Genomic DNA, 25415 nt, shown 5'->3' on the forward strand with positions numbered 1-25415 from the left:
TGCTCCGCCCTGGGCCTGGCCCTGTTGCACTTGCTTGCAACCCGCAACCGCTGCGACGCATGCTGGTGGGTCAGCACCTCCACAATGATTTGACGGGCACAAGCCCGCACCGATGAAAGCCGAGAAGATGATGAATCGACGTTCCCTGGGCCGTGCCGCCCTTTGCATTGCAGCCAGTGCCGCGTTCAGCCTGCCGCTGTCCGCTTTGGCGGCCGATGAGGCACCCGATGCGCTGATCAAGCGGCTGTCCGCCGATGTGCTCAACACGGTGAAGTCCGACAAGGCCATCCAGGCCGGAGACCTGAGCAAGGTGATCGCCTTGGTCGATAAAACGGTGATGCCCAACGTCAACTTCCGCCGCATGACGGCCGCCGCCGTCGGCCCCGGCTGGCGCCAGGCCACGCCCGAGCAGCAAAAGCGCCTGCAGGACGAGTTCAAGATCCTGCTGGTGCGCACCTATGCCGGGGCGCTGGCCCAGGTCAATGACCAGACCATCCAGGTCAAGCCCCTGCGTGCAGCCGCCGAAGACAAGGACGTGCTGGTCCGCACCGAAATCGTGGGCCGCGGCGACCCCATCCAGCTCGACTACCGCCTCGAAAAGACCCCGGGCGATGGTGCAGGCTGGAAGATCTACAACCTGAATGTGCTGGGCGTCTGGCTGGTCGAAACCTACCGTGGCCAGTTCGCGCAGGAGATCAATGCCAAGGGCATTGAAGGCCTGATCGACACCCTGGCCGCCCGCAACAAGACCAATGCGGGCACTGCCAAGGGCTGACAGCCCCCTCGCCATGCTGGTGCTGCCTCCCGAACTCACCCACCGTCAGGCCACCGCCTGCCTGCACATGCTCAAGCAGGGCCTGCGGGTGCACCGCGACAGCACGGTGGTGGTGGATGCCCATGCGCTGACGGTGTTCGATACCTCGGCCCTCGCCGTGCTGCTCGAATGCCGGCGCGAAGCCTTGTCCGAGGGCAAGCAGTTTGCCGTGCAAGGCATGCCAACTGGTCTGGCGGGCATGGCGGGGTTGTACGGGGTGGATGCGCTGCTGGTCGCCGCACCTTGATACGAAATAACTTTCATGGTCCCGGGTGGCTTTGCCCACCCAAGCCATGAAACTGAGGGCCCACAGCGCCCGACAGGGGCCATTGAAGCGGTCGCCCTGCCTGCAGAGGGCTGAGGCCTTAAAATCGAAGGCTTCATGCCCGCAGTCTCCTTCCAAGCCATCTCCAAGACCTTTGCCACGCCCAAAGGCCCTTTTCAGGCACTGAACCAGGTCAACCTGGACATTGAGGAGGGCGAGTTCTTTGGGCTCCTCGGCCCCAACGGTGCCGGCAAAACCACCCTGATCAGCATCCTGGCCGGCCTGGCGCGTGCCACCAGCGGCCGCGTGCTGGTTCAGGGCAGCGACGTGCAGGCCCAGTACGCCGACGCCCGCCGCAAGCTGGGCATCGTGCCGCAAGAGCTGGTGTTCGACCCCTTTTTCAACGTGCGCGAGGCGCTGCGTATCCAGTCGGGCTACTTTGGCGTGAAGAATGACGACGCGTGGATCGACGAGCTGCTCGAAAACCTGGGCCTGGCCGACAAGGCCAACGCCAACATGCGCCAGCTGTCGGGCGGCATGAAGCGCCGCGTGCTCGTGGCACAAGCCCTGGTGCACAAGCCGCCCATCATCGTTCTCGACGAGCCTACGGCCGGCGTGGATGTGGAACTGCGCCAGACCCTGTGGCACTTTATCGCCCGCCTGAACAAGGAAGGGCACACCGTGCTGCTCACCACCCACTACCTGGAAGAAGCCGAGGCCCTGTGCGGCCGCATCGCCATGCTCAAGGCCGGGCAGGTGGTGGCGCTCAACCGCACCAGCGAGCTGCTCAAGGCCGCCTCGGGCAGCGTGCTGCAGTTCAAGACCGACACGGCCCTGCCGCTCGCGCTGGCTGCCGTGGCGCGGGTCACCGGTCGCATCGTCCAGTTGCCCGCCCACGACGCGGCCGAGATTGAAAGCCACCTGGCTGCCTTGCGCGTGGCCGGGGTCGAGGTGCAGGACATGGAGATTCGCCGGCCCGATCTGGAGGATGTGTTCCTGCAGGTGATGTCCGGCACTTCGGCGTCGAACATTCCGCTGGAGGGGGGCGCGTCCGCCGCAGCGCCGGGCCGCCCCAAGCAAGGCGCGGCCCCCTTGGGGGGCAGCGAGGACACGGCAGTGCCGAGCGTGGGGGCACAACGATGACCGGCTGGCAGACCCTGTTCTACAAAGAGGTTCTGCGCTTCTGGAAAGTCAGCTTCCAGACTGTCGCAGCTCCCGTGCTCACGGCGGTGTTGTACCTGCTGATCTTTGGCCACGTGCTCGAAGACCACGTCAAGGTCTACGACCGCATCAGCTACACGGCGTTCCTCGTGCCGGGCCTGGTGATGATGAGCGTGCTGCAGAACGCATTTGCCAACAGCTCGTCCAGCATCATCCAGAGCAAGATCATGGGCAGCCTGGTGTTTGTGCTGCTCACGCCGCTGTCGCACTGGGCTTGGTTCTGTGCGTACGTGGGCTCGTCCATCGTGCGCGGGCTGGTGGTGGGCCTGGGTGTGTTCATCGTCACGCTGGCGTTTGCGCGGCCCGAGTTTGCGGCGCCGCTGTGGATTCTGGCCTTTGCGCTGCTGGGCGCGGCGCTGCTGGCCACGCTGGGGTTGATCGCGGGGCTCTGGGCCGACAAGTTCGACCAGATGGCTGCGTTCCAGAACTTCATCATCGTGCCGATGACCTTCCTGTCGGGCGTGTTCTATTCGATCCAGTCGCTGCCTCCGTTCTGGCAGGCCGTGAGCCACCTCAACCCGTTCTTCTACATGATCGACGGCTTTCGCTACGGCTTCTTCGGCCAGAGCGACACCTCGCCCTGGCTCAGCCTGGGCATCGTGGGCATCGCCTGGCTGGCCGTGAGCGCGCTGGCCGTGCACCTCTTGCGCACGGGCTACAAAATTCGGAATTGACATGACCGCTGATCAACTCAAAGACCTCATCACCGCTGGCCTTGCCTGCGAACACATCACGCTCGAAGGCGACGGCCGCCACTGGTACGCGACCATTGTCTCGGCCGAGTTCGAGGGCAAGCGCGCCATCCAGCGCCACCAGCGCGTGTACGCCACGCTGGGCGCGAAAATGCACACCGACGAGGTGCATGCGCTGTCGATGAAGACATTCACCCCGGCCGAATGGGCCGCCCAGGCGCAGTAGCGCCTGCACAGCCACTAGAACTCACTTTTTGATAGCTGCTGGCGCATGTTCCACTAGCGCATGCAGCACTTTTGACCCCTATTTTGGTGATTTGAGATGGACAAACTCCTGATTCGCGGCGGACGCAGCTTGCAAGGCGAGGTGCTGGTCTCCGGCGCCAAGAACGCCGCCTTGCCGGAGTTGTGCGCCGCCCTGCTCACGGCCGAACCCGTGACCCTGCTCAACGTGCCCCAGCTGCAGGATGTGAGCACCATGCTCAAGCTCATCCGCAACATGGGCGTGGCCGCCGAGCGCGCCGACGACGGCACGGTGCGCATCGACGCCAGCGCGCTGAGTACGCCCGAAGCCCCGTACGAACTGGTCAAGACCATGCGTGCCTCGGTGCTGGCGCTGGGCCCGCTGCTCGCGCGCTTTGGCGAGGCCACGGTGTCTCTTCCCGGCGGCTGCGCCATCGGTTCGCGCCCGGTGGACCAGCACATCAAGGGCCTGGCCGCCATGGGCGCTGAGATCGTGGTCGAGCACGGCTACATGATCGCCAAGCTGCCCGCTGGCTGGAAGCGCCTGAAGGGTGCGCGCATCACCACCGACATGGTCACGGTGACAGGCACCGAGAACTTCCTCATGGCCGCCGCGCTGGCCGAGGGCGAAACGGTACTCGAAAACGCCGCCCAAGAACCCGAGATTTCGGACCTGGCCGAGATGCTGATCGCCATGGGCGCACAGATCGAAGGCCACGGCACCAGCCGCATCCGCATCCAGGGTGTGGACAAGCTGCACGGCTGCACCCACCGTGTGGTGGCCGACCGCATCGAGGCCGGCACCTTCCTGTGTGCCGTGGCGGCCACGGGCGGTGATGTGCTGCTGCGCCATGGCCGTGCCGACCACCTGGATGCGGTGATCGAAAAGCTGCGCGAAGCCGGTGCCACCGTGCAAGCGGTGGACGGCGGCATCCGAGTGCAAAGCGCGGGCGGCGCCACGCTCAAGGCCCAGGGCTTTCGCACCACCGAGTACCCCGGTTTCCCCACCGACATGCAGGCCCAGTTCATGGCGCTCAACTGCATTGCCCAGGGCACGGCCACGGTGACTGAGACGATTTTTGAAAACCGTTTCATGCACGTCAACGAGCTGGTTCGCCTGGGAGCCAAAATCCAGGTGGATGGCAAGGTGGCGGTGATTGAGGGTGTGCCCCGCCTGTCCGGCGCCACCGTCATGGCCACCGACCTGCGCGCCTCGGCCAGCTTGGTCATCGCGGGCCTGGTGGCCGACGGCGAAACCGTGGTGGACCGCATCTACCACCTGGACCGCGGCTACGACTGCATGGAAGCCAAACTGCGCGGCATTGGCGCCGACATCGAACGAGTAAAAGCATGAGCAGCAACATGATCACCCTGGCGCTTTCCAAGGGCCGCATCTTTGACGAAACCCTGCCGCTGCTGGCCGCCGCAGGCATCGAGGTGCTCGAAGACCCCGAAAAATCGCGCAAGCTCATCCTGCCCACCAACCAGCCCAACGTGCGCGTGGTGCTGGTGCGCGCCACCGACGTGCCCACTTATGTGGAATACGGCGGCGCCGACATTGGCGTGACCGGCAAGGACACCCTGATCGAGCACGGTGGGCAGGGCCTCTACCAGCCGCTGGACCTGCGCATTGCCAAGTGCCGCGTGAGCGTGGCCGTGCGCAATGACTTCGACTACGCCCAGGCCGTCAAGCAGGGCTCGCGCCTCAAGGTCGCCACCAAGTACACCGGCATTGCGCGCGACTTCTTTGCCAGCAAGGGCGTGCACGTGGACATGGTCAAGCTCTACGGCAGCATGGAATTGGCGCCGCTCACCGGCCTGGCCGATGCGATCGTGGACCTGGTCTCCACCGGCAACACCCTCAAGGCCAACAACCTCATCGAAGTGGAGCGCATCATGGACATCAGCTCCTACCTGGTCGTGAACCAGGCGGCGCTCAAGCTCAAGCAGGCGCCACTGCGCCGCATCATCGATGCGTTTGCCTCGGCCATACCGGCCGAAAAGAACTGACCTCCACCCAACGACTGACACTATGACTTTGGTAGCTGCTCCCGCCCGTCTGTCCACCGCTGCGGCCACTTTTGAGGCTGATTTTGCAGCCCGCCTGCATTGGTCTGCCGACACCGACGCGGCCATTGAGCAGCGCGTGGCTGACATCCTGGCCGACGTGCAAAAGCGCGGCGACGCGGCGGTGCTGGAGTACACCGCCCGCTTCGACGGCCTCAGCGCCCCCAACATGGCCGCGCTGGAGCTGACCCAGGCCGACTTCAAGGCCGCGTTCGACGCCATTCCACAGGCTCAGCGCGACGCCCTGCAGGCTGCAGCGAAGCGCGTGCGCAGCTACCACGAGGCGCAGAAAAAAGCCTCGGGCGAGAGCTGGAGCTACCGCGACGAAGACGGCACGCTGCTGGGCCAGAAGGTCACGCCGCTGGACCGTGTGGGCATCTACGTGCCCGGCGGCAAGGCCGCCTACCCGTCGAGCCTGCTGATGAACGCAATCCCGGCCCATGTGGCGGGCGTGCAGGAAATCATCATGGTTGTGCCCACGCCCGTGCGCGGCAGCGTGGCAACCGGTGGAACGGGCGAGGGCACCTCGACGAAGGGCGAGCGCAACGAGCTGGTGCTGGCAGCCGCTTACGTGGCCGGTGTGACCCGCGCCTTCACCATCGGCGGCGCCCAGGCCGTGGCCGCGCTGGCGTATGGAACTGAGACCGTGCCCAAGGTGGACAAGATCACCGGCCCCGGCAACGCCTATGTGGCCAGCGCCAAGAAGCGCGTGTTCGGCACCGTGGGCATCGACATGATCGCGGGCCCGAGCGAAATCCTGGTGCTGGCCGATGGCACCACGCCGCCCGATTGGGTGGCGATGGATCTCTTCAGCCAGGCCGAGCATGACGAGCTGGCGCAGAGCATCCTGCTGTGCCCTGACGCCGCCTACCTCGACGCCGTGCAGCGCGAGATCGACCGCCTGCTGCCTACCATGCCGCGCGCCGAGATCATCGCCAAGAGCCTCACCGGCCGCGGCGCGCTGATCCTCACCAAGGACATGGAAGAAGCCTGCGCGATCAGCAACCGCATCGCACCGGAACACCTGGAAGTGAGCAGCACCGACCCACACCGCTGGGAGCCGTTGCTGCGCCACGCGGGCGCGATCTTCCTGGGGGCCTACACCTCCGAAAGCCTGGGCGACTACTGCGCAGGCCCCAACCACGTGCTGCCCACCAGCGGCACGGCGCGCTTCTCGTCGCCGCTGGGCGTGTACGACTTCCAGAAACGCAGCAGCCTCATCGAGGTGAGCGAGGCCGGCGCCCAGGTGCTGGGTACCATTGCCGCCGAGCTGGCCTATGGCGAGGGCCTGCAGGCCCACGCACAAGCCGCAGAGATGCGGCTGACAACGCCCGTCAAGCCGCGCTGATGGCACCCCGGGGCAGGGCGCCCTGCGTGGGGGCTGCTGTCCTGGGCTGAGGGGTTGCGGCCGGCGCTGCGGTTGTAGAGGGCGCTGGCGGATACGCGGCGCCTTCCACGGCCCGGTGCTGCGCCCAGTTGAGCCGTGCAGGCCGGTGGCCTTCGGCGCTGACGCGCAGCCGCACAGGTCCGGTGAACGACAGGCGCTGTCCAGCCTCCAGAAAATAATCCTCCAGCAGACCATCACAGGTCACCCAGACGCGGCCCTGTTCGACTTCAAGCAGGGCGATCTCGCCCGCGCGGAAGTCCAGCACCTGGACGGCCTGCAGCGGCGGCAGGGGCTGGCGCTTCCATTGCAGGGTGAGGGGCACCGCAGGCTGGGTGGGCAGCGTGGGCGACGGTGGGGTGGGGGTGTGCAGCGTGTTCATGCCTTCACTGTGCGGCCAGCTGCCGTGGGCCACCAGCCACAGGCGCGTACGATCTGGCCCAGTACAGAACAGCGAACAGGCCCATCTGTACTGTACGCACTGGGCAGTCTCTGTACTGTCTGCCGGCCAAAGTGCCAGTACAGAATGCAGCATGGCCACCGATGACGCACCCCCGCTGTACCTTCAAATCGCCGAACAGCTTGCGCAGCTGATCCGCAACGGCACCCTGGCGCGCGGCGAAAAGCTGCCCTCGGTGCGTGAGCTGGCGCGCCAGCACGGCGTGGCGCAGACCACGGTGGTGCAGGCCTACCACTGGCTCGAAGATGCGCGCCTGATCACCGCGCGCCCGCGCTCCGGCTTTTTTGTGGCGGCGCGGCCGGTGAGCCTGCCCGAGCCCAGCACGCCGCGCCCGATGCGCCGCCCCCGCGAGGTGTCGGTGGACTGGCTGGGCCAGCGCATCCTGGGGCGCAACCAGCCGGTGGACATCATTTCGTACAGCAGCGGCACGCCTGGCCCCGAGCTGTTCAACCCCGACCGCGTGCGCCGCGCCGTGGTCCGCGCCGCGCAGCGCCACCGCAACCTGCTTTGCACCTACCCCGGTTCGTCGGGCCATGAGGACGCGCGCCGCGCCCTGGCGCGCTATGCCGTCAGCCTGGGGTGCAGCCTGGACCCCGAGAACATCGTGATCACCGGCGGCTGCATGGACAGCATTGCGCTGTGCCTGCGCGCGGTGACGCAGCCGGGCGACGTGGTGGCGCTGGAGTCTCCCACGCATTTTTCGTTTCTGGAGGTGCTGCAGGGCCTGCACCTCAAGGCGCTGGAGATTCCCACCCACCCGCGCAACGGCCTGTCGCTCGATGCGCTGCAATTGGCGTTGGACACCCAGCCCGTCAAGGCGGTGATGGTGGTGCCCACGCTCAGCAACCCGCTGGGCAGCTGCATGCCCCAGGCCGAGCGCAAGCGCCTGGCGCAGATGGCGACGCGGCACGACATGGCGGTGATCGAGGATGCGATCTACAACGACCTGGTCGAGGTGGACGATATGCGCCGCACCGTCAAGTCGTACGACACCACCGGCCATGTGATGCTGTGCGACTCGTTCTCCAAGACGCTGGCGCCGGGCCTGCGCCTGGGGTGGCTGGAGGCCGGTCGCTGGGCCGAGAAGCTGCGCGCCATCAAGGACCTGCAGGCTGGCGGCCAGTCGGCCGTACTGGAACTGGCCCTGGCCGACCTCATCACCCAGGCGGGCCACGCCGCCGCCATGCGCCAGCTGCGCACGGCCGTGGCAGCGCGCATGGACGAGGTGCGCCATGTGATTGCCGCGCACTTCCCGCAGGGCACGCGCGTGAGTGACCCGCCCGGCGGCCTGCTGCTGTGGCTGGAGCTGCCGCGCGCGCTCGATTCCGTGCAACTGCATGAGGCCTGCCTGGCCCGGCAGATCCTGATCGCACCCGGCACGGTGTTCAGTGCCAGCGGACGGTTTCGCAACTGCCTGCGCATCGGCGTGGGAGGCGACTGGACGCCTGCCCACCTGGAGGCGCTGCGCACCGTGGGTGACATGGCGTGCCAGATGCTGCAGAGCGGGGCGCCGCGCAAGGCGGCCTGAATTCAAAAGCAACACGAAGTTCGTGGAGCACGAAGTTCGTGTAATATTTGACCCATGAAAAACATCACCGTGACCATGGACGACACCGTTGCCGAATGGGTGCGCGTGGAAGCCGCCAAGCGCGGCAGCAGCGTGTCGCGCCTGCTCGGTGAATGGCTGGCCGAAAAGATGCGCCAGGAAGACGCCTACGCCCAGGCCATGCGCGAGGCGCTGGGGTTTGAATCCTGGGGGGCGTCCAGCGGGCCCTATGTGCCGCGCGAAACCCTGTTTCTGCGCTGAACGGGGCAGACCACATGGCCACCGTCCCCATCTTTGTCGATACCGAAATCCTGCTCGCCAGCGTGGACGACCGCGATGCCGAGCGCCAGGCGCGGGCGCGTGAATGGATCAGCTTTTGCTGGCAAACGCGCAGCGGCCGCATCAGCTCGCAAGTGCTCAACGAGCTGTACAACCAGGCCATCCAGCGGTTCGACGGCCCCCACGTGCTGCAGCAGGTGCGCGCCCAGGTGCGCCGCCTGCGCGTGTGGCTGCCGCCGCACCTGGACTCCTACACGGTGGACGGCGCCTGGGACCTGCAGGACCGCTACCGCCTGGGCTACTGGGATGCACTCATCCTCTCGTCCGCCCACCAGCAGGGCTGCCGCTACCTGCTGACCGAGGCGCTGCCGCACGACCAGCCCATGGACGCCGTGCGCCCCATCAACCCTTTCCTTGTCACCCCCAACGAACTGGACACCACCGAATGACTACTCCCGCGTCGTCTCCCCTCCAGGCCCTGGCCCGCATCCGCCCCGACGTGCGTGCCATGCACTCCTATGTCGTGCAGCCCTCTACCGGCATGCTCAAGATGGACGCGATGGAGAACCCCTTCCGCCTGCCCGCACATTTGCAGGCCGCGCTGGGCCAGCGCCTGGGCGCGGTGGCACTCAACCGCTACCCCGGCGACCGCATTGCCGACCTGAAGGCGGCCCTGGCCCAGTACGCGGGCATGCCCGAGGGCTACGGCATCGTGCTGGGCAATGGCTCGGACGAGCTCATCACCCTGCTGGCGCTGGCCTGCGCACAGCCAGGCACGGGCCAGCGCGCCACCATGCTGGCGCCCATGCCCGGCTTTGTGATGTACCCGCTGTCGGCGCAGCTGCAGGGCCTGGACTTTGTCGGCGTGCCGCTCACGCCCGACTTTGAACTGGACGAGCCCGCCATGCTGGCCGCCATCGCGCAGCACCAGCCCGCCATCACCTACATCGCCTACCCCAACAACCCCACGGCCACGCTGTGGGACGAGGGCGCGGTGCAGCGCATCATCGACGCCGCAGGCGCGCAGGGCGGCATTGTGGTGATGGACGAGGCCTACCAGCCCTTTGCCAGCCGCACCTGGATCGACCGCATGCGCGCCGAGCCCGCGCGCAATGCGCACGTGCTGCTCATGCGCACGCTCAGCAAGTTTGGCCTCGCGGGTGTGCGCCTGGGCTACCTCATCGGGCCCGCCGCATTGGTGAGCGAGATCGACAAGGTGCGCCCGCCCTACAACGTGAGCGTGCTCAACTGCGAAGCGGCCCTGTTTGCACTGGAACATGCCGAGGTTTTCGCTGCCCAGGCCGCTGAAATCCGTGCCGAGCGCACCACACTCATCGCCGCGCTGCGCCAGATGCCCGGGGTCGAAAAGTGCTGGGACAGCGAGGCCAACATGGTGCTCCTGCGTGTGGCGGATTCCGCCAAGGCCTACGAGGGCATGAAAAACCGCAAGGTGCTGGTCAAGAACGTTTCTACAATGCACCCATTGCTGGCCAACTGCCTGCGCCTGACGGTAGGAAATGCCGAAGACAACGCGCAGATGCTGGCCGCACTCCAAGCCTCCCTATGACTTCCTCCGCACTCGTACCCTCCGCCCCATCGGCCGACCCGATGGCCGACCGCATTGCCGAGGTCAGCCGCAACACCGCCGAGACTCGCATCAGCGTGCGCATCAACCTCGACGGCACCGGCCAGGCCAAGCTGCACACCGGCATCGGCTTCTTCGACCACATGCTCGACCAGATCGCCCGCCACGGGCTGATCGACCTCGACATCGACTGCGAAGGCGACCTGCACATCGACGGCCACCACACGGTGGAAGACGTGGGCATCACCCTGGGCCAGGCCTTCGCGCGTGCCGTGGGCGACAAGAAGGGCATTCGCCGCTACGGCCATACCTACGTGCCGCTGGATGAAGCGCTGTCGCGCGTCGTGGTCGATTTTTCGGGCCGCCCTGGGCTGCACATGGACGTGAAGTTCACGGCCGGGAGCATCGGCCAGCTCGACACGCAACTGGTGTTCGAATTCTTCCAGGGCTTTGTGAACCACGCGGGCGTGACGCTGCACATCGACAACCTCAAGGGCGTCAACGCACACCACCAGTGCGAGACCATCTTCAAGGCGTTCGGGCGCACGCTGCGTGCGGCGCTGGAGCGCGATCCGCGCTCGGCCGGTGTCATCCCCTCCACCAAGGGCTCTCTGTGAATTTTTCAGTCAAATCGGGCGTAAGCGCTTGATTTGTATGCGCTAGCAGCTATGAATATGGAAGCAAAAACAGTGGCGGTCGTGGACTACGGCATGGGCAACCTGCGCTCCGTGTCGCAGGCCGTGCAGGCCGCCGCCGAGGGCACGGGCTGGACCGTGGTCGTCACCCAGCGCCCCGAAGACGTGCGCGCCGCCCAGCGCATCGTGCTGCCAGGGCAGGGCGCCATGCCCGACTGCATGCGCGAGTTGCGCGAGTCCGGCCTGCAGGAATCGGTGCTCGAAGCCGCTGCCTCCAAACCGATGTTTGGCGTGTGCGTGGGCATGCAGATGCTGCTGGACCACAGCGCCGAGGGTGACACCCCTGGGCTGGGCCTGATCCCTGGCGACGTGCTCAAGTTCGACCTGGCAGGCCGCACCCAGCCCGACGGCAGCCGCTTCAAGGTGCCCCAGATGGGCTGGAACCAGGTGCGGCAGATGCCCCACGCGCACCACGGGGGCGGCGTGCACCCGGTGTGGGCGGGCGTGCCGGACAACAGTTATTTCTACTTCGTGCACAGTTTCTACGCGGTGCCGCAAAATCCCGCCCATTGCGCCGGGCAGGCCGACTACGGCGGTTTGTTTGCTGCCGCCGTGGCGCGCGATAATATTTTTGCCACCCAGTTTCACCCGGAGAAGAGCGCGGAGCACGGCTTGGCCCTGTACCGCAATTTTCTGCACTGGAATCCCTGATCCCTTAACCCCCACCCGTTCGGGCCGAGCTGCGTCTCGCCCTTTTTCACCCGAACTTCACCACCATGCTGCTCATTCCCGCCATCGACCTCAAAGACGGCCACTGCGTACGCCTCAAGCAAGGCGATATGGACCAATCCACCACCTTTGGTGAAGACCCCGCCGCCATGGCGCGCAAGTGGGTGGATGCTGGCGCACGCCGCCTGCACCTGGTGGACCTGAACGGTGCGTTTGCGGGCGTGCCGAAGAACTACAGCGCCATCAAGTCCATCCTGAAAGAGGTGGGCGATGACATCCCCGTGCAGCTGGGCGGCGGCATCCGCGACCTGGACACCATCGAAAAATACATCGACGGCGGCCTGCGCTACGTGATCATCGGCACGGCAGCCGTGAAGAACCCCGGCTTCCTCAAAGACGCCTGCAGCGCCTTCGGCGGCCACATCATCGTGGGGCTCGACGCCAAGGACGGCAAGGTGGCCACCGACGGCTGGAGCAAGCTCACCGGCCACGAGGTCGTGGACCTGGCCAAGAAGTTCGAGGACTGGGGCGTCGAATCCATCATCTACACCGACATCGGCCGCGACGGCATGCTGTCGGGCATCAACATCGACGCCACCGTCAAACTGGCCCAGGCGCTGACCATTCCCGTGATCGCCTCGGGCGGCCTGTCCAACATGGCCGACATCGAGCAGCTGTGCGCGGTGGAAGACGAGGGCGTGGAAGGCGTGATCTGCGGCCGCGCCATCTACAGCGGCGACCTGGACTTTGCGGCGGCGCAGGCGCGTGCCGACGAACTCAACGGCTGAAACCGATCACCCCCTGAGCGGCTTCGCCGCTTCCCCCAGGGGACGACGCCAGTGGCCTGGCGAAGCCAGTTCCACGGCGTCTGCTGGCCTCGGTAGCGTCAAATCAACGAATCGCTCACTGACATGCTCGCAAAACGAATCATTCCTTGTCTTGACGTCACCGGAGGCCGTGTGGTCAAGGGCGTCAATTTCGTCGAGCTGCGCGACGCCGGCGACCCGGTCGAAATTGCCGCGCGCTACAACGCGCAGGGCGCTGACGAGCTCACCTTCCTGGACATCACGGCCACCAGCGATGGCCGTGACCTCATCCTGCACATCATCGAGGCCGTGGCCAGCCAGGTGTTCATTCCGCTCACCGTGGGGGGGGGCGTGCGCACCGTGGACGACGTTCGCCGCCTGCTCAATGCCGGTGCGGACAAGACCAGCTTCAACTCGGCCGCCATTGCCAATCCCGACGTGATCAACGCCGTGTCGGCCAAGTACGGCGCGCAGTGCATCGTGGTGGCCATCGACGCCAAGCGCCGCTCGGCCGAGGACGCGCAACGCCTGGGCGCCAACGGCCAGCCCGTGGGGGCGGGCTGGGACGTCTACAGCCACGGCGGCCGCAAGAACACGGGCCTGGACGCCATCGCCTGGGCGACGGAGATGGCGCAGCGCGGTGCGGGCGAGATCCTGCTGACCAGCATGGACCGCGACGGCACCAAGGCGGGCTTTGACCTGGAGCTGACCCGCGCCGTTAGCGACGCGGTCAGCGTGCCTGTGATCGCCTCGGGCGGTGTGGGCAACCTCGACCACCTAGCCGACGGCATCCAGACCGGCGGTGCCGACGCGGTGCTGGCCGCCAGCATCTTCCACTACGGCGAATACACCGTGGGCCAGGCCAAGCAGCGCATGGCCGAGCGGGGCATCCCCGTGCGGATGTGATTACTATTCACTCCTGATTTGATAGCTTCTGGCGCATGTAATACCTGCGCTTGCGGCCAAAAACACCTGAAAAGTGTGGATGCACGCCCTGGCGGGCACGGGCGCGCCATCCGGATCACCGACAATGGCTCCCATGAACTGGCTCAATGAAGTGAAATGGGATGCGCAGGGCTTGGTGCCCGTGATTGCGCAAGAGCAGGGCACGGGCGACGTGCTGATGTTTGCGTGGATGAACCGCGAGGCCCTGGCGAGGACCGCGGAACTGGGCCGCGCCGTGTACTTCAGCCGCTCGCGCAAGAAGCTGTGGTTCAAGGGCGAAGAGTCCGGCCACGTGCAGACCGTGCACGAAATCCGCCTGGACTGCGACAACGACGTGGTGCTGCTCAAGGTCACCCAGCAGGGCCACGAGCCCGGCATTGCCTGCCATACGGGCCGCCACAGCTGTTTTTTCAGCGTGCTCAAGGACGGTGTCTGGCATGCGGTCGATCCGGTCTTGAAAGACCCCGAATCCATCTACAAGTAATGGCAATGGACGACAAGACCATGAGTTCCCATGATTCCCTGGCGCGCCTGGCCGCCGTCATCGAAAGCCGCAAACCCGCCAACGGCGGCGACCCGGCCACCAGCTACGTGTCGCGCCTGCTGCACAAGGGGCCGGATTCCTTCCTGAAGAAGATCGGTGAAGAAGCCACCGAGGTGGTCATGGCCGCCAAGGACGTAGACCACGGTGCCGACAAGTCCAAGATCGTCTACGAAGTGGCCGACCTGTGGTTCCACACCATGGTGGCGCTGGCCCACTACGGCCTCACGCCCGCCGACGTGGTTGCCGAGCTGGAGCGCCGCGAAGGCACCAGCGGCATCGAGGAAAAGGCCCTGCGCAAGGTGGCGGAACGCGCTGCCGAAGAAGGCACACCGTGAGCGACATCATCGACGTGCAGACCAACGACCAGAAGGCCGAAGACCTCAAGGCCATCGGCTGGGTCAGCTACGTGCTGCACCTGATCGTGGCGCTGGGGGCGGTCATCCCGGGCGCGCAGCCCGGCGCTGCGCTGCTGATCGTGGCGCTGGTGATCGACCTGGTGAAAAAAGGCGATGCCGAAGGCACCTGGCAGGCCAACCATTTCTCATGGCGCATCCGCACCGTGATCTGGGCCGGCGTGCTCTACATCGTCACGGCGCCGCTGTGGCTGCTGTTCTTCCTGCCCGGCTGGATCGCCTGGGGCCTGATCTCCATCTGGTTCCTGTACCGCATCGTGCGCGGCATGGTCGCCATGAACAAGAGCCAGGCCGTGGATGCATGAGGCCGCTCGTCCCCGCCCGCGTCTGAACCTGGCGCTGCAGGGCGGCGGCTCGCACGGCGCGCTCACCTGGGGCGTGCTGGATGCGTTGCTGGAGGACGGCCAGTGGCAGTTTGATGGTGTCAGTGGCACCAGCGCAGGCGCCATGAACGCGGTGGCCCTGGCGCACGGATTTGCGCAGGCCGCGCAGCAGCACAAGGACCCCGAAGACGCCCACCTCGCAGGCTGCGCCCTGGCGCGAGAATCGCTCACCCGCCTGTGGGAAGGGGTTGGGGCGCTGGGCAGCCTGACCTGGGGAACGCCGCTGTCCGCCGCCAACCCGCTGGTGGGCATGATGTCGCAGTGGTTCTCGCCTTACCAGACCAATCCGCTGGGCATCAACCCCCTGCGCAAGCTGCTGGAGCGCGAAGTGGACTTCAGCCTGCTGTGCTCCACCCGCACCGGCGTGGTCGGCCCCAAGGTGTTTGTGTGTGCCACCAATGTGCGCACCGGCCGGGGCGAGATTTTTTTTGGGCCCCGGCTCAGTGCCGATGCGGTGATGGCATCGGCCTGCCTGCCCATGCTGTTCAAGGCGGTCGAGATCGAGGGCGAGGCGTACTGGGACGGCGGCTATTCCGGCAACCCCGCGCTGCACCCGCTGATCTACCAGACCGATACCTCGGACATCCTGCTGGTGCAGATCAACCCCGTGGAGCACCTGGACGTGCCCAGCAGCGCCTCCGAGATCATGGAGCGCATGAACGAAGTCACCTTCAACGCCAGCCTGCTGGCCGAGCTGCGCGCCATCGAGTTCGTGCGCCGCCTGCTCGCCGAGGGCAAGCTCGATGCCCGCCGCTATAAAAGCGTGCGCATGCACCGCATCGATGGCGGTTCGGTGCTGGCGCCCTTCGGCGCCGACAGCAAGCTGCGCGCGGACCTGGCCTTTGTGCGCAAGCTGTTTGCGCTGGGCCGCACAGCAGGACAGGAGTGGCTGCACGCACACCGCAAGGATGTGGGCGTGCGCCCCAGCATCAAGATCGCTGACAATGCCTAGGGATGTCCTGCATAACTCCCTGCGGTCTGTGATAGCGCGGTCTCGGGCGGTCCGCTGCGTTGCTTTTTTGGCCAATAGCACAGCTATTGGCTGCAAAAAGACGCCTTGCGGCCCATCCCGATCCGCACTACACCGACTCGCGAGGGTTATGCAGGACATCCCTCGCTTGCGCGCGAGGCGCCCTCAGGGTTGATCCGCGCCTGTACCCCTGATTCCCTTTGCTCCGATCCCTCCCATGCACGATCCGAACTGCCTTTTCTGCAAAATCATCGCGGGCCAGATTCCTTCCAAAAAGGTCTATGAGGACGAAGAAATCTTCGCCTTCCATGACATCCACCCGTGGGCGCCAGTGCACTTTTTGATGGTGCCCAAGCTGCATATCCCTTCCATGGCACAGGTCACCCCGGAGCACGCTGGCGTGCTGGGGCGCATGATGGCGCTGGCGCCGAAGCTGGCGCTGGAGCAGGGCTGCAACCCGTACCCGGATGGTGGCTTTCGCGTCGTGGTAAACACGGGGCTTGAAGGTGGGCAGGAAATCCACCACCTGCATATCCACGTGATGGGCGGACCCCGCCCGTGGCTCAAAGGCTGAACCAGGCTGACGATCGGGGCAGATACAGAGGTGCCGGCATGTTCCGGCATTGAACTCCTGTCACGCCCCCCGTCTAAAATGATTGCAATTCGTTAGGAGATATTTCATGGGCTCTTTTTCCATCTGGCACTGGCTGATCGTGCTGTTGATCGTTGTGATGGTGTTCGGTACCAAGAAGCTCAAGAACATGGGCTCCGATCTGGGCGGCGCCGTCAAGGGCTTCAAGGACGGCATGAAGGACGGCGCTTCGGACGCTCCCGCTGCCGCCACGCCCCCCGCTGGCCAGGTGGCCAACAGCCAGGCTGCCGACAAGACCACCATCGATGTCGAAGCCAAGCAAAAGAGCTGAGCGGGTGCCTTTGACCTGCAGCCTTTGCCTGCCTTGCACGGGCGCTTGATCCATGATTGATATTGGTCTGTCCAAAATGGCGCTGATCGGTGCCGTGGCGTTGATCGTCATCGGCCCCGAGAAGCTGCCCCGCGTGGCCCGCACCGTCGGCACCTTGCTGGGCAAGGCGCAGCGCTACGTCTCCGACGTGAAGGCGGAGGTCAACCGGTCCATGGAGCTCGATGAGCTCAAGAAGATGAAGGACACGGTGGAGAACGCCGCGCGCGACGTGCACAACACCATCCAGACCAGCGCCAGCGAGTTCGAGAAGGACTGGAACGAGGCCATCGATTCGAGCAGCAACGCTGATCTGCGCGAGCAGGCGGCCGTGGTGCCTGCCTACAAGCACCCTGGCAAGAACTGGCGCCTCAAGCGCGGCGCGGTGCCCCAGTGGTACAAGGCGCGCAGCGGTGTGCGCACCAAGGCACAGTCTGGCGCAGCCCGCGTAGCACGCTACCGCCCCCAAAAATTCCACTGACGCAGCCTGCCGCGCCCCCTGCGCTGCATGGGCGGCCTTGACGCCCACGAAAACCCACCATGTCCGAAACCCCCTCCAAAGAAGACGAACTGGCCGGCACCGAGCAGCCGTTCGTACAGCACCTCATGGAGCTGCGCGACCGCCTGGTCAAGGCCATGATCGCTATCGCCATCGCGGCAGCGATCCTGTTCTTCTTCCCGGGCCCCGGCGCGCTGTACGACTTTCTGGCCGCCCCCCTGGTGGCCCATCTGCCCAAGGGAGCCACGCTGATCGCCACCTCGGTGATCTCGCCCTTCATGGTGCCGCTCAAGATCTTGCTGATGTCGGCATTCCTGCTGGCGCTGCCCTTTGTGCTGTGGCAGATCTGGGCTTTTGTGGCGCCCGGCCTGTATTCGCACGAGAAGAAGCTGGTGCTGCCGCTGGTGATTTCCAGCACGCTGCTGTTTTTCGTGGGAGTGGCGTTCTGCTACTACCTGGTGTTTGGCCAGGTGTTCGCGTTCATCCAGAGCTTTGCCCCCAAGAGCATAACGGCCGCACCTGATATCGAGGCCTACCTGAGTTTTGTGTTGTCCATGTTCCTGGCGTTCGGCATGGCCTTTGAGGTGCCGATTGCCGTGGTGGTGCTGGCGCGCATGGGCATCGTGAGCGTGCAGAAGCTGCGCGAGTTTCGCGGCTATTTCATCGTGCTGGCCTTTGTGGTGGCCGCCGTCGTGACCCCGCCCGATGTGGTGTCGCAGCTGTCGCTGGCCGTGCCGATGTGCCTGCTGTACGAAGTGGGCATCTGGGCCGCGCAGATCTTCATCAAGCACACCCAGGCGCCCGAAGAGCCTGGCGAATCCGCTTCCGCATCCTGACCCTCTGGCCTCGCAAGGGGCGGGGCCGTGACGAAGGTATGCGCAGATCACGTCTCTGGGGCTTCGCCCAGGCTGTGAAAGCGAATATTCAATAAAAACAGCTGCAAGCGCCAGTGCTATATGCGCTTGTGGCTATCATTTTCATAGTGCTGCGTGGAGTTGGCTGCACACGCGTTGGCGTGACATGCGCCATCCAATCCCTTCCTGCCGGCCCGTGCTTCATTCCCGCCTGAGCTTGCACCAGGGCCATCGAGGCTGTCGCCCTTCGCCGACCCAGTCCCACGCTCCGCTGCGTTGACGGGCCGTACCCGGCGTTGGTGATTCCTATCTGGGCCTGCGAGGACGTCAGCGCCTCACATTGCGCTGGGGCCGGGGGCGCACGCCCGGGTTGATGCTCAGCTCCACCCGCTTGTCGGCCCGCTGCACATCAAACGCCGCCGCCTGGCCGGGCTTGAGCGCTGCCACAGCGGTCAGCAGCTGCGACACGTTGCTCACAGCCTTGCCATCCACCTGCACGATCACGTCGCCGGGCCGCATGCCGGCCTGGGCGGCGGGGCCATCCTGCAGCACGCCGGTGATGATCACGCCCTCGGTGGCCTTTTTGACGCCAAAGGTTTCTGCCAGTTCGGGCGAGAGTTCGTTGGGCTCCACGCCGATCCAGCCGCGCGTGACCTGGCCGTCCTTCACGATGCCGTCGAGCACCATGCGCGCTGTGGACACGGGGATGGCAAAGCCGATGCCCATGCTGCCGCCCGAGCGCGAGTAGATCGCGGTATTGATGCCCATGAGGTTGCCGTTCACATCGACCAGTGCACCGCCCGAATTGCCGGGGTTGATGGCCGCGTCGGTCTGGATGAAGTTCTCGAAGGTGTTGATGCCCAGCTGGCTGCGGCCCAGCGCGCTCACGATGCCGCTGGTCACTGTCTGCCCCACGCCGAAGGGGTTGCCGATGGCCAGCACCTGGTCGCCCACGTCCAGGGCGTCGGAGTTGCCCAGCACGATGACTGGCAGCTTGTCGAGTTCGATCTTGAGGATGGCCAGGTCGGTGTCGGGGTCGGTGCCGATCACGCGCGCACGGGCGCGGCGGCTGTCGGTGAGGGTGACCTCGATCTCGTCTGCGCCTTCCACCACATGGTTGTTGGTGAGGATGTAGCCCTCGGGGCTCACGATCACGCCGCTGCCCAGGCCCGCCTGCGCCTGGCTGCCCTGGTCGCCAAAGAAGAACTGGAACCAGGGGTCGTTGCTGCGCGGGTGGCGCACTTCCTTGCTGGTGTTGATGCTGACCACGGCCGGTGCCGCCTTGCGCGCCGCACCGCTGAAGCTGCCCGCTGCCGGCTGGGAAGGTGGCGTGGCGGGAGCCTCCAGCAGCGCAATGCCCGCCCCGGAGCGCGTGGTGCCCCGGCCCAGCCATTCAGGCTGGAGCGTGGCGACAACAAAGTAGGCCGCAACGAGGACCGTCACGGACTGGGAAAACAGCAGCCAGAGTCGCTTCATGAAAGGTGCTTACCGGTGGTGGTACAGGGTGGGCGATGGAGGCGGGCGCCGCAGATTCGCCTCGGCGGCCCGGTGTCTTGCTCCAGTGGGGGATTGTCTCCCAATGTGGGGTGCAGACGGCGCGCCACAATAGCGGCATGAGCATTCATCGCAGTCAACTTTTGCAGGCGTTTGACCGCCTGCTGCAACCCGAGCGCTTCAAGGACTACGGCCCCAACGGCCTGCAGGTCGAGGGCAAGGCCGAGATTCACCGCGTGGTGAGCGGCGTCACCGCCAGCCGTGCCCTGATCGAGGCCGCCATCGCTGCCCGCGCGGACGCCATCTTTGTGCACCACGGCCTGTTCTGGCGCGGGCAGGATGGCCGCATCACGGGCTGGATGAAGCAGCGGCTGCAGCTGCTGCTGGCACACGACATCAACCTGTTTGCCTACCACCTGCCGCTCGATGCCCATGCCGAACTGGGCAACAACGCACAGCTGGGCCGGGTGCTCGGTTTTGCCGCCGATGCGCGGTTTGGCGAGCAGGACCTGGGCTTTGCGGCGCCCGCGGCCTTTGAAAATATCCAGGCTGTGGCCGACCATGTGGCCCAGGCGCTCGGCCGACCAGTCACCCTGGCGTGTCCGGGCGATGTGGGTGGTGATGCCGCTCCGCTGCGCCCCGTGCGCCGCGTGGCGTGGTGCACGGGCGGCGCTCAGGGGTATTTCGAGTCGGCCATTGCCGCAGGGGCGGATGTTTTCATCACCGGCGAAATCTCCGAGCCCCAGGCGCATCTGGCGCGCGAGATGGGCGTGGGCTTCATAGCCGCCGGGCACCATGCCACGGAGCGCTACGGCGCCCCCGCTGTGGCGGCCCATGTGGCAGAACAGTGCGGGTTCAGCCACCAGTTCATCGAGATCGACAACCCCGCCTAGCCCACGGCAAGACACCGCGAAACCAGGCATCCCATCGTCCGTTTGAGTGGTTCTTTTGCTCACTTATTAATAGCTAATAGCGCATGATCAAATAGCGCTACAGGCACTTTTGGCTTCAAACCCATGCAACCCATCGCCATCACCCAGGGAGACCCCGCCGGCATCGGTCCCGAGATCGTGGCCAAGGCTTTTCGGGATGCGCCCGATGCGCTGCGCCATTGTTTTGTCGTCGGTGACCTGGCCACTGTGCGCCGCGCTGCAGGTGTCATCACGCGCCCTGGCGTGCCCGGTGTGCCCGTGGCGCAGATCGCGGCGCCGGGCGAAGCGGCGGACGCTCCGCCCCGCTGCATCCCTGTGCTGCAACTGCCCGGTATCCCTGGGCCCCAGCCCTGGGGCGAGATCAGCGCCGCCGCCGGCCGTGCTGCGGCGGACAGCGTGGTCTGGGCCGCGCGTGCCGCACTGCGTGGAGAGGTGGGGGCGCTGGTGACGGCACCGTTGCACAAGGAGGCGCTGTCCGCAGCCGGGGTGGATTTTCCGGGGCACACGGAGCTGTTGCAGGCAGAGGCCGCCGCGTACCAGGGCGTACCGCTGGCCCAGATGCCCGTGCGCATGATGCTGGCCAATGACGAGCTGCGCACCGTGCTTGTCAGCATCCATGTGTCGCTGCGCGACGCGATTGCGGCCGTGACACAGGACAACGTGCTGCAGACGCTGCGCATCACCCACGCGGCCCTGCAGCGCAGCCTGGGCCGCGTGCCGCGCATCGGCGTGGCGGGGCTCAATCCCCATGCGGGCGAGGGCGGGCTGTTCGGTCGCGAAGAGCTGGAGGTGATCGCTCCGGCCATTGCAGCCGCTCGTGGCGAGGGGCTGGACGTGCACGGCCCCTTTGCGCCCGACACGGTGTTCATGCGCGCTCGCAGCACGCCGCTGCGCGCGGGTGAGTTCGATGTGGTGATTGCCATGTACCACGACCAGGGTCTGATCCCGGTGAAGTACCTGGGGGTGGAAAAGGGCGTGAACGTGACGCTGGGCCTGCCCCTGGTGCGCACCAGCCCCGACCATGGCACGGCGTTTGATATTGCGGGGCAGGGCATTGCAGACGCCTCCAGCCTGATCGAGGCGGTGCGCATGGCGCGGGCGCTGTGCGGGTGATGTCAGCCGCCGAGGCCTTTCAGCCCGGCGCTGATCGAAATCAAACGAACGGCTGAAAAAGTGGGTGCCTGCCCGGGCGCGGCAGTGCCTCAAGCTATCCGGAAAAACCAACGCCACCGGTGGCTGGTCGTGACAGCGCAGCGGTGGCGTGGTGTGCGGCCGCAAGGGCCGCTTGCCCAAGGGTCTACTTCTTCAGGCTGTCGCGGATTTCGCGCAGCAGCACGATGTCTTCGGGGGGCGCCACCGGTGCGGCGGGGGCGGGAGGGACTTCGCGCTTGAGGCGGTTGATCTGCTTGATCATCATGAAGATGATGAACGCCAGGATCACAAAGTTGACCGCCACAGTCAGGAAGTTGCCATAGGCAAACACGGGTACGCCCGCTTTTTTCAGGGCATCGAGCGTGGTGCCCGTGCCCGGGGGCACGTTGCCCAGCACGATGAACAGGTTGGAGAAATCGAGCTTGCCAAAGACCAGCCCCACCACGGGCATGATCAGGTCCGCTACCACCGAATCCACGATCTTGCCAAAGGCACCGCCAATGATGACGCCCACCGCGAGGTCAATCACGTTGCCCTTGACCGCGAACTCCCTGAACTCTTGCATCATCCCCATGTAGTTTCTCCTTGTAAAACGGTGATAGGCGAGTATTGCCCGGTTCGCCCCTCTGTCAAGGCAGCAAACCACTTGGAAATAACCATTTTCACTCCGCTACAATTCGCGGTTGACCCCAATCTAGCGATGTTCATCGAGGATCCCCATGAGTGACACTCCAATCGACTCCAGCAAGCGGACGTGGATCATCACGTCAGCATGTGCTGGTGCGGTGGGCGGCGTGGCAACCGCCGTTCCTTTCGTGAGTACTTTCCAGCCCTCAGAGCGTGCCAAGGCCGCTGGTGCTGCAGTCGAGGTGGATATCTCCGCCCTCAAACCTGGAGAAAAGGTCACTGTGGAGTGGCGCGGCAAGCCCGTCTGGATCATCAAGCGCACGCCCGAGCAACTGGCAGAACTGCCCAAGCTCGACGGCCAGCTCGCCGATCCCAAGTCGGAGCGCAAGCCCTCCGAACTCACGCCCGAGTACGCCCGCAACGAGGCGCGTTCGATCAAGCCAGAAATTTTTGTGGGTGTGGGTATCTGCTCGCACTTGGGTTGCTCGCCCTCCGACAAGTTCCAGCCCGGTGCGCAGCCTTCGCTGCCCGATGACTGGAAGGGCGGCTTCCTGTGCCCCTGCCATGGCTCCACGTTCGACATGGCGGGCCGCGTCTTCAAGAACAAGCCAGCACCCGACAACCTCGAGGTGCCTCCGCACATGTACCTGTCCGATACGCGCCTGCTGATCGGTGAAGACAAGAAGGCTTGACGGAGAACGACATGGCCCACGAATTCAAAGAAATCTCGCCGAACGCCTCCGCAGGCGCCAAGGTCACCAACTGGTTCGAGAACCGGTTCCCGACGGCCTTTGACGCCTACAAGGTTCACATGTCGGAGTACTACGCTCCGAAGAACTTCAACTTCTGGTACATCTTCGGCTCGCTCGCGCTGGTCGTGCTGGTGATCCAGATCGTGACCGGCATCTTCCTGGTCATGCACTACAAGCCGGACGCCAACCTGGCGTTTGCCTCGGTCGAGTACATCATGCGCGATGTGCCCTGGGGCTGGCTGATCCGCTACATGCACTCCACAGGCGCCTCGGCGTTCTTTGTGGTGGTGTATCTGCACATGTTCCGTGGCCTCATCTACGGCAGCTACCGCAAGCCGCGCGAGCTGGTCTGGATCTTCGGCTGCGCGATCTTCCTGTGCCTCATGGCTGAAGCCTTCATGGGCTACCTGCTGCCCTGGGGCCAAATGTCCTACTGGGGCGCCCAGGTGATCGTGAACCTGTTTGCCGCCATTCCCTTCATCGGTCCGGACCTGGCTCTGCTGATCCGTGGCGACTACGTCGTGGGCGACGCGACGCTGAACCGCTTCTTCAGCTTCCACGTGATTGCCGTGCCCCTGGTGCTGCTGGGCCTGGTGGTGGCGCACTTGCTGGCGCTGCACGACGTGGGCTCCAACAACCCCGACGGTGTGGAAATCAAGGGCCCCAAAGCTCCCAAGGATGCCAACGGCAAGCCGCTCGATGGCGTGCCCTTCCACCCTTACTACACGGTGCACGACATCTTCGCGCTGAGCATGTTCCTGATGGCATTCACAGCCGTGGTGTTCTTTGCTCCCGAGTTCGGTGGTTACTTCCTCGAATACAACAACTTCATCCCTGCGGATCCGCTCAAGACCCCGGCCCACATTGCCCCGGTCTGGTACTTCACGCCGTTCTATTCGATGCTGCGTGCCATCACCACCGAGATGATGTACGTGCTCGTGCTGTGCGTGGTCGCTGGCGCCGGTTTTGGCGTTCTCAAGGCCAAGCTGCCCAGCTTTGTGAAGGCGGGTATCGCCGGTGCGGCCGTGGTGGTCATCGCCATGATGCTGTCCATCGATGCCAAGTTCTGGGGTGTGGTGGTGATGGGTGGCGCTGTGATCATCCTGTTCTTCCTGCCCTGGCTGGATCACAGCCCCGTCAAGTCGATCCGCTACCGCCCTGACTGGCACAAGTACCTCTACGGCGTGTTCGTGATCATCTTCCTGATCCTGGGCTACCTGGGTGTGCAGCCACCATCGCCGATCGGCGAGCGGGTGTCGCAAGTCGGAACGCTGTTCTACTTCGGCTTCTTCCTGCTGATGCCCTGGTGGAGTCGCATCGGTGAAACCAAGCCCGTGCCTGACCGCGTGACCTTTGTGGCGCACTGAGCCTGGAGATAACAACAATGAAGAAAATCATCCTCACGTTGATCGCCGCTGTGGGTCTGGTCACTGGTGCTGCCCATGCGGCAGGCGCTGACACCATCGCCTGGGACAAGGCGCCCAACAAGACCAACGACCTGGCCTCGCTGCAAAACGGCGCCAAGATCTTCGTCAACTACTGCCTCAGCTGCCACTCCGCTGCGTTCATGCGGTTCAACCGCCTGCGCGACATTGGCCTGACGGAGCAGCAGATCAAGGACAACCTGCTGTTCACCACCGACAAGGTGGGCGAAACCATGAAGGCGTCCATCGACCCCAAGCAGGCCAAGGAATGGTTTGGCGCCAACCCGCCCGACCTCACCGTGATCGCACGTTCGCGTGCAGGCCACGGCGGTACAGGGGCTGACTATCTGTACACCTTCCTGCGTACCTTCTACCGCGACGACACCAAGGCCACGGGCTGGAACAACTTGGCTTTCCCCAGCGTGGGCATGCCCCATGTGCTGTGGCAAATGCAGGGCGAGCGTCGTCCCGTGTTTGAAGAGCACGAGAGCCATGGCCACAAGTCCCAGGTGTTCAAGGGCTGGGAGCAGATCACTCCCGGCACGATGACGCCGCTGCAGTTCGATCAGAACATTGGCGACTTGGTGAACTACCTGCAGTGGATGGGTGAGCCCGCGCAAAACATCCGGTGGCGCGTCGGCGTCTGGGTGCTGATTTTCCTGGGCGTGTTCACCGTCATCGCTTGGCGCCTGAACGCCGCGTTCTGGAAGGACGTGAAGTAAACGCCAGATCCATCCCCAG

General features: G+C 65.1%; 32 protein-coding genes. 29 read left to right on the plus strand and 3 right to left on the minus strand.

The features are described from left to right. Positions 1-127: 127 nt before the first annotated feature. The 8 genes from ACOYR4_RS04785 (at position 128) to hisD (ending at position 6650) form a co-directional block, all read left to right on the plus strand. A complete protein-coding gene (locus tag ACOYR4_RS04785; RefSeq protein WP_295937785.1) occupies positions 128-775 on the plus strand; it encodes an MlaC/ttg2D family ABC transporter substrate-binding protein in 648 nt (215 codons plus the stop codon). Between the two features lie 13 nt (positions 776-788). Further along, positions 789-1061 carry an STAS domain-containing protein gene (locus ACOYR4_RS04790; RefSeq protein ID WP_309826443.1) on the plus strand — a complete coding sequence of 91 codons (273 nt, stop codon included), beginning with the start codon at positions 789-791 and terminating at the stop codon, positions 1059-1061. A 135-nt stretch (positions 1062-1196) separates the two neighbouring features. Beyond that, a complete protein-coding gene (locus ACOYR4_RS04795) occupies positions 1197-2222 on the plus strand; it encodes an ABC transporter ATP-binding protein (RefSeq protein WP_422848816.1) in 1026 nt (341 codons plus the stop codon). Continuing rightward, positions 2219-2974 (plus strand): ABC transporter permease, encoded by a 756-nt coding sequence (locus ACOYR4_RS04800; RefSeq protein WP_056060224.1) that lies wholly within the window; start codon positions 2219-2221, stop codon positions 2972-2974. Before ACOYR4_RS04795 ends, ACOYR4_RS04800 begins: the two co-directional genes overlap by 4 nt. Before the next feature lies 1 nt (position 2975). Beyond that, the gene (locus ACOYR4_RS04805; protein WP_060986008.1) at positions 2976-3218 is read left to right on the plus strand and encodes a BolA family protein; all 243 of its coding nucleotides are present in this window, start codon (positions 2976-2978) and stop codon (positions 3216-3218) included. Between the two features lie 96 nt (positions 3219-3314). Further along, the gene (gene murA / locus ACOYR4_RS04810; protein WP_422848817.1) at positions 3315-4589 is read left to right on the plus strand and encodes a UDP-N-acetylglucosamine 1-carboxyvinyltransferase; all 1275 of its coding nucleotides are present in this window, start codon (positions 3315-3317) and stop codon (positions 4587-4589) included. Further along, complete coding sequence (gene hisG, locus ACOYR4_RS04815) at positions 4586-5245, plus strand: ATP phosphoribosyltransferase (protein ID WP_233584296.1); 660 nt, start codon at positions 4586-4588, stop codon at positions 5243-5245. The genes murA and hisG overlap by 4 nt, the downstream gene beginning before the upstream one ends. Before the next feature lie 22 nt (positions 5246-5267). Next, positions 5268-6650, plus strand: a complete 1383-nt coding sequence (gene hisD, locus ACOYR4_RS04820; RefSeq protein WP_056060229.1) for a histidinol dehydrogenase — start codon at positions 5268-5270, stop codon at positions 6648-6650. Here hisD and ACOYR4_RS04825 read toward each other — a convergent pair. Further along, a complete protein-coding gene (locus ACOYR4_RS04825) occupies positions 6637-7068 on the minus strand; it encodes a DUF2917 domain-containing protein (RefSeq protein ID WP_422848818.1) in 432 nt (143 codons plus the stop codon). The two genes, hisD and ACOYR4_RS04825, sit on opposite strands and share 14 nt — an antisense overlap. Positions 7069-7219: 151 nt before the next feature. On the opposite strand from ACOYR4_RS04825, the gene ACOYR4_RS04830 reads away from it, so the two are divergent. The 16 genes from ACOYR4_RS04830 (at position 7220) to tatC (ending at position 18275) form a co-directional block, all read left to right on the plus strand. Beyond that, entirely contained in the window at positions 7220-8674 is a 1455-nt protein-coding gene (locus tag ACOYR4_RS04830) for a PLP-dependent aminotransferase family protein (protein ID WP_422848819.1), read from the plus strand. A 54-nt stretch (positions 8675-8728) separates the two neighbouring features. After that, positions 8729-8953 carry a hypothetical protein gene (locus tag ACOYR4_RS04835; RefSeq protein WP_015012682.1) on the plus strand — a complete coding sequence of 75 codons (225 nt, stop codon included), beginning with the start codon at positions 8729-8731 and terminating at the stop codon, positions 8951-8953. Positions 8954-8967: 14 nt separating this feature from the next. After that, entirely contained in the window at positions 8968-9420 is a 453-nt protein-coding gene (locus tag ACOYR4_RS04840) for a PIN domain-containing protein (RefSeq protein WP_056060234.1), read from the plus strand. After that, positions 9417-10538 (plus strand): histidinol-phosphate transaminase, encoded by a 1122-nt coding sequence (gene hisC, locus ACOYR4_RS04845; protein ID WP_422848820.1) that lies wholly within the window; start codon positions 9417-9419, stop codon positions 10536-10538. The genes ACOYR4_RS04840 and hisC overlap by 4 nt, the downstream gene beginning before the upstream one ends. Then, the gene (gene hisB / locus ACOYR4_RS04850) at positions 10535-11173 is read left to right on the plus strand and encodes an imidazoleglycerol-phosphate dehydratase HisB (RefSeq protein ID WP_422848821.1); all 639 of its coding nucleotides are present in this window, start codon (positions 10535-10537) and stop codon (positions 11171-11173) included. The genes hisC and hisB overlap by 4 nt, the downstream gene beginning before the upstream one ends. A 51-nt stretch (positions 11174-11224) precedes the next feature. After that, positions 11225-11902, plus strand: a complete 678-nt coding sequence (hisH, locus tag ACOYR4_RS04855; protein ID WP_110959731.1) for an imidazole glycerol phosphate synthase subunit HisH — start codon at positions 11225-11227, stop codon at positions 11900-11902. A gap of 65 nt (positions 11903-11967) precedes the next feature. Then, positions 11968-12708 carry a 1-(5-phosphoribosyl)-5-[(5-phosphoribosylamino)methylideneamino]imidazole-4-carboxamide isomerase gene (gene hisA / locus ACOYR4_RS04860; RefSeq protein ID WP_015012687.1) on the plus strand — a complete coding sequence of 247 codons (741 nt, stop codon included), beginning with the start codon at positions 11968-11970 and terminating at the stop codon, positions 12706-12708. Between the two features lie 123 nt (positions 12709-12831). After that, positions 12832-13632 carry an imidazole glycerol phosphate synthase subunit HisF gene (gene hisF / locus ACOYR4_RS04865; protein ID WP_060984276.1) on the plus strand — a complete coding sequence of 267 codons (801 nt, stop codon included), beginning with the start codon at positions 12832-12834 and terminating at the stop codon, positions 13630-13632. A gap of 124 nt (positions 13633-13756) precedes the next feature. Continuing rightward, positions 13757-14155: a phosphoribosyl-AMP cyclohydrolase gene (gene hisI, locus ACOYR4_RS04870; protein ID WP_110959730.1), complete on the plus strand. Its 399-nt coding sequence runs from the start codon at positions 13757-13759 to the stop codon at positions 14153-14155. A gap of 20 nt (positions 14156-14175) precedes the next feature. Continuing rightward, complete coding sequence (locus ACOYR4_RS04875) at positions 14176-14550, plus strand: phosphoribosyl-ATP diphosphatase (protein ID WP_056062032.1); 375 nt, start codon at positions 14176-14178, stop codon at positions 14548-14550. Continuing rightward, positions 14547-14933, plus strand: coding sequence for a DUF4870 family protein (locus tag ACOYR4_RS04880; protein WP_056060250.1), 387 nt, complete (start codon positions 14547-14549; stop codon positions 14931-14933). Before ACOYR4_RS04875 ends, ACOYR4_RS04880 begins: the two co-directional genes overlap by 4 nt. Further along, positions 14926-15963, plus strand: a complete 1038-nt coding sequence (locus ACOYR4_RS04885; protein ID WP_422848822.1) for a patatin-like phospholipase family protein — start codon at positions 14926-14928, stop codon at positions 15961-15963. Before ACOYR4_RS04880 ends, ACOYR4_RS04885 begins: the two co-directional genes overlap by 8 nt. A gap of 235 nt (positions 15964-16198) precedes the next feature. Further along, positions 16199-16555, plus strand: coding sequence for a histidine triad nucleotide-binding protein (locus ACOYR4_RS04890; RefSeq protein WP_015012693.1), 357 nt, complete (start codon positions 16199-16201; stop codon positions 16553-16555). A gap of 106 nt (positions 16556-16661) precedes the next feature. Further along, positions 16662-16904 carry a Sec-independent protein translocase subunit TatA gene (tatA, locus tag ACOYR4_RS04895; protein WP_015012694.1) on the plus strand — a complete coding sequence of 81 codons (243 nt, stop codon included), beginning with the start codon at positions 16662-16664 and terminating at the stop codon, positions 16902-16904. 52 nt (positions 16905-16956) lie between these two features. Next, complete coding sequence (gene tatB / locus ACOYR4_RS04900) at positions 16957-17421, plus strand: Sec-independent protein translocase protein TatB (RefSeq protein WP_015012695.1); 465 nt, start codon at positions 16957-16959, stop codon at positions 17419-17421. Between the two features lie 59 nt (positions 17422-17480). Further along, positions 17481-18275, plus strand: coding sequence for a twin-arginine translocase subunit TatC (gene tatC, locus ACOYR4_RS04905; RefSeq protein WP_110959728.1), 795 nt, complete (start codon positions 17481-17483; stop codon positions 18273-18275). Between the two features lie 345 nt (positions 18276-18620). Here tatC and ACOYR4_RS04910 read toward each other — a convergent pair whose 3' ends face one another. After that, positions 18621-19769 (minus strand): Do family serine endopeptidase, encoded by a 1149-nt coding sequence (locus ACOYR4_RS04910; protein ID WP_291445535.1) that lies wholly within the window; start codon positions 19767-19769, stop codon positions 18621-18623. Positions 19770-19906: 137 nt separating this feature from the next. Between ACOYR4_RS04910 and ACOYR4_RS04915 the strand changes: the two genes are divergently transcribed. Next, positions 19907-20680: a Nif3-like dinuclear metal center hexameric protein gene (locus ACOYR4_RS04915; protein ID WP_422848823.1), complete on the plus strand. Its 774-nt coding sequence runs from the start codon at positions 19907-19909 to the stop codon at positions 20678-20680. A gap of 123 nt (positions 20681-20803) precedes the next feature. Next, positions 20804-21832 (plus strand): 4-hydroxythreonine-4-phosphate dehydrogenase PdxA, encoded by a 1029-nt coding sequence (gene pdxA, locus ACOYR4_RS04920; protein ID WP_422848824.1) that lies wholly within the window; start codon positions 20804-20806, stop codon positions 21830-21832. A 184-nt stretch (positions 21833-22016) separates the two neighbouring features. Here pdxA and mscL read toward each other — a convergent pair whose 3' ends face one another. Beyond that, positions 22017-22445 carry a large conductance mechanosensitive channel protein MscL gene (gene mscL / locus ACOYR4_RS04925; protein WP_422848825.1) on the minus strand — a complete coding sequence of 143 codons (429 nt, stop codon included), beginning with the start codon at positions 22443-22445 and terminating at the stop codon, positions 22017-22019. A gap of 145 nt (positions 22446-22590) precedes the next feature. Between mscL and petA the strand changes: the two genes are divergently transcribed. Genes petA through ACOYR4_RS04940 form a run of 3 tightly spaced genes read left to right on the plus strand, consistent with a single transcriptional unit; the run spans position 22591 to position 25396 of the window. Next, positions 22591-23190, plus strand: a complete 600-nt coding sequence (gene petA, locus ACOYR4_RS04930; RefSeq protein ID WP_015012701.1) for a ubiquinol-cytochrome c reductase iron-sulfur subunit — start codon at positions 22591-22593, stop codon at positions 23188-23190. Positions 23191-23201: 11 nt separating this feature from the next. After that, the gene (locus ACOYR4_RS04935; RefSeq protein WP_015012702.1) at positions 23202-24617 is read left to right on the plus strand and encodes a cytochrome b; all 1416 of its coding nucleotides are present in this window, start codon (positions 23202-23204) and stop codon (positions 24615-24617) included. 17 nt (positions 24618-24634) lie between these two features. Next, positions 24635-25396, plus strand: coding sequence for a cytochrome c1 (locus ACOYR4_RS04940; RefSeq protein ID WP_422848826.1), 762 nt, complete (start codon positions 24635-24637; stop codon positions 25394-25396). Positions 25397-25415 lie beyond the last annotated feature (19 nt).

Origin of the sequence: Acidovorax sp. M14 (assembly GCF_049331375.1) — a bacterium.
In the GTDB taxonomy this organism is placed as follows: Bacteria; Pseudomonadota; Gammaproteobacteria; order Burkholderiales; family Burkholderiaceae_C; genus Acidovorax.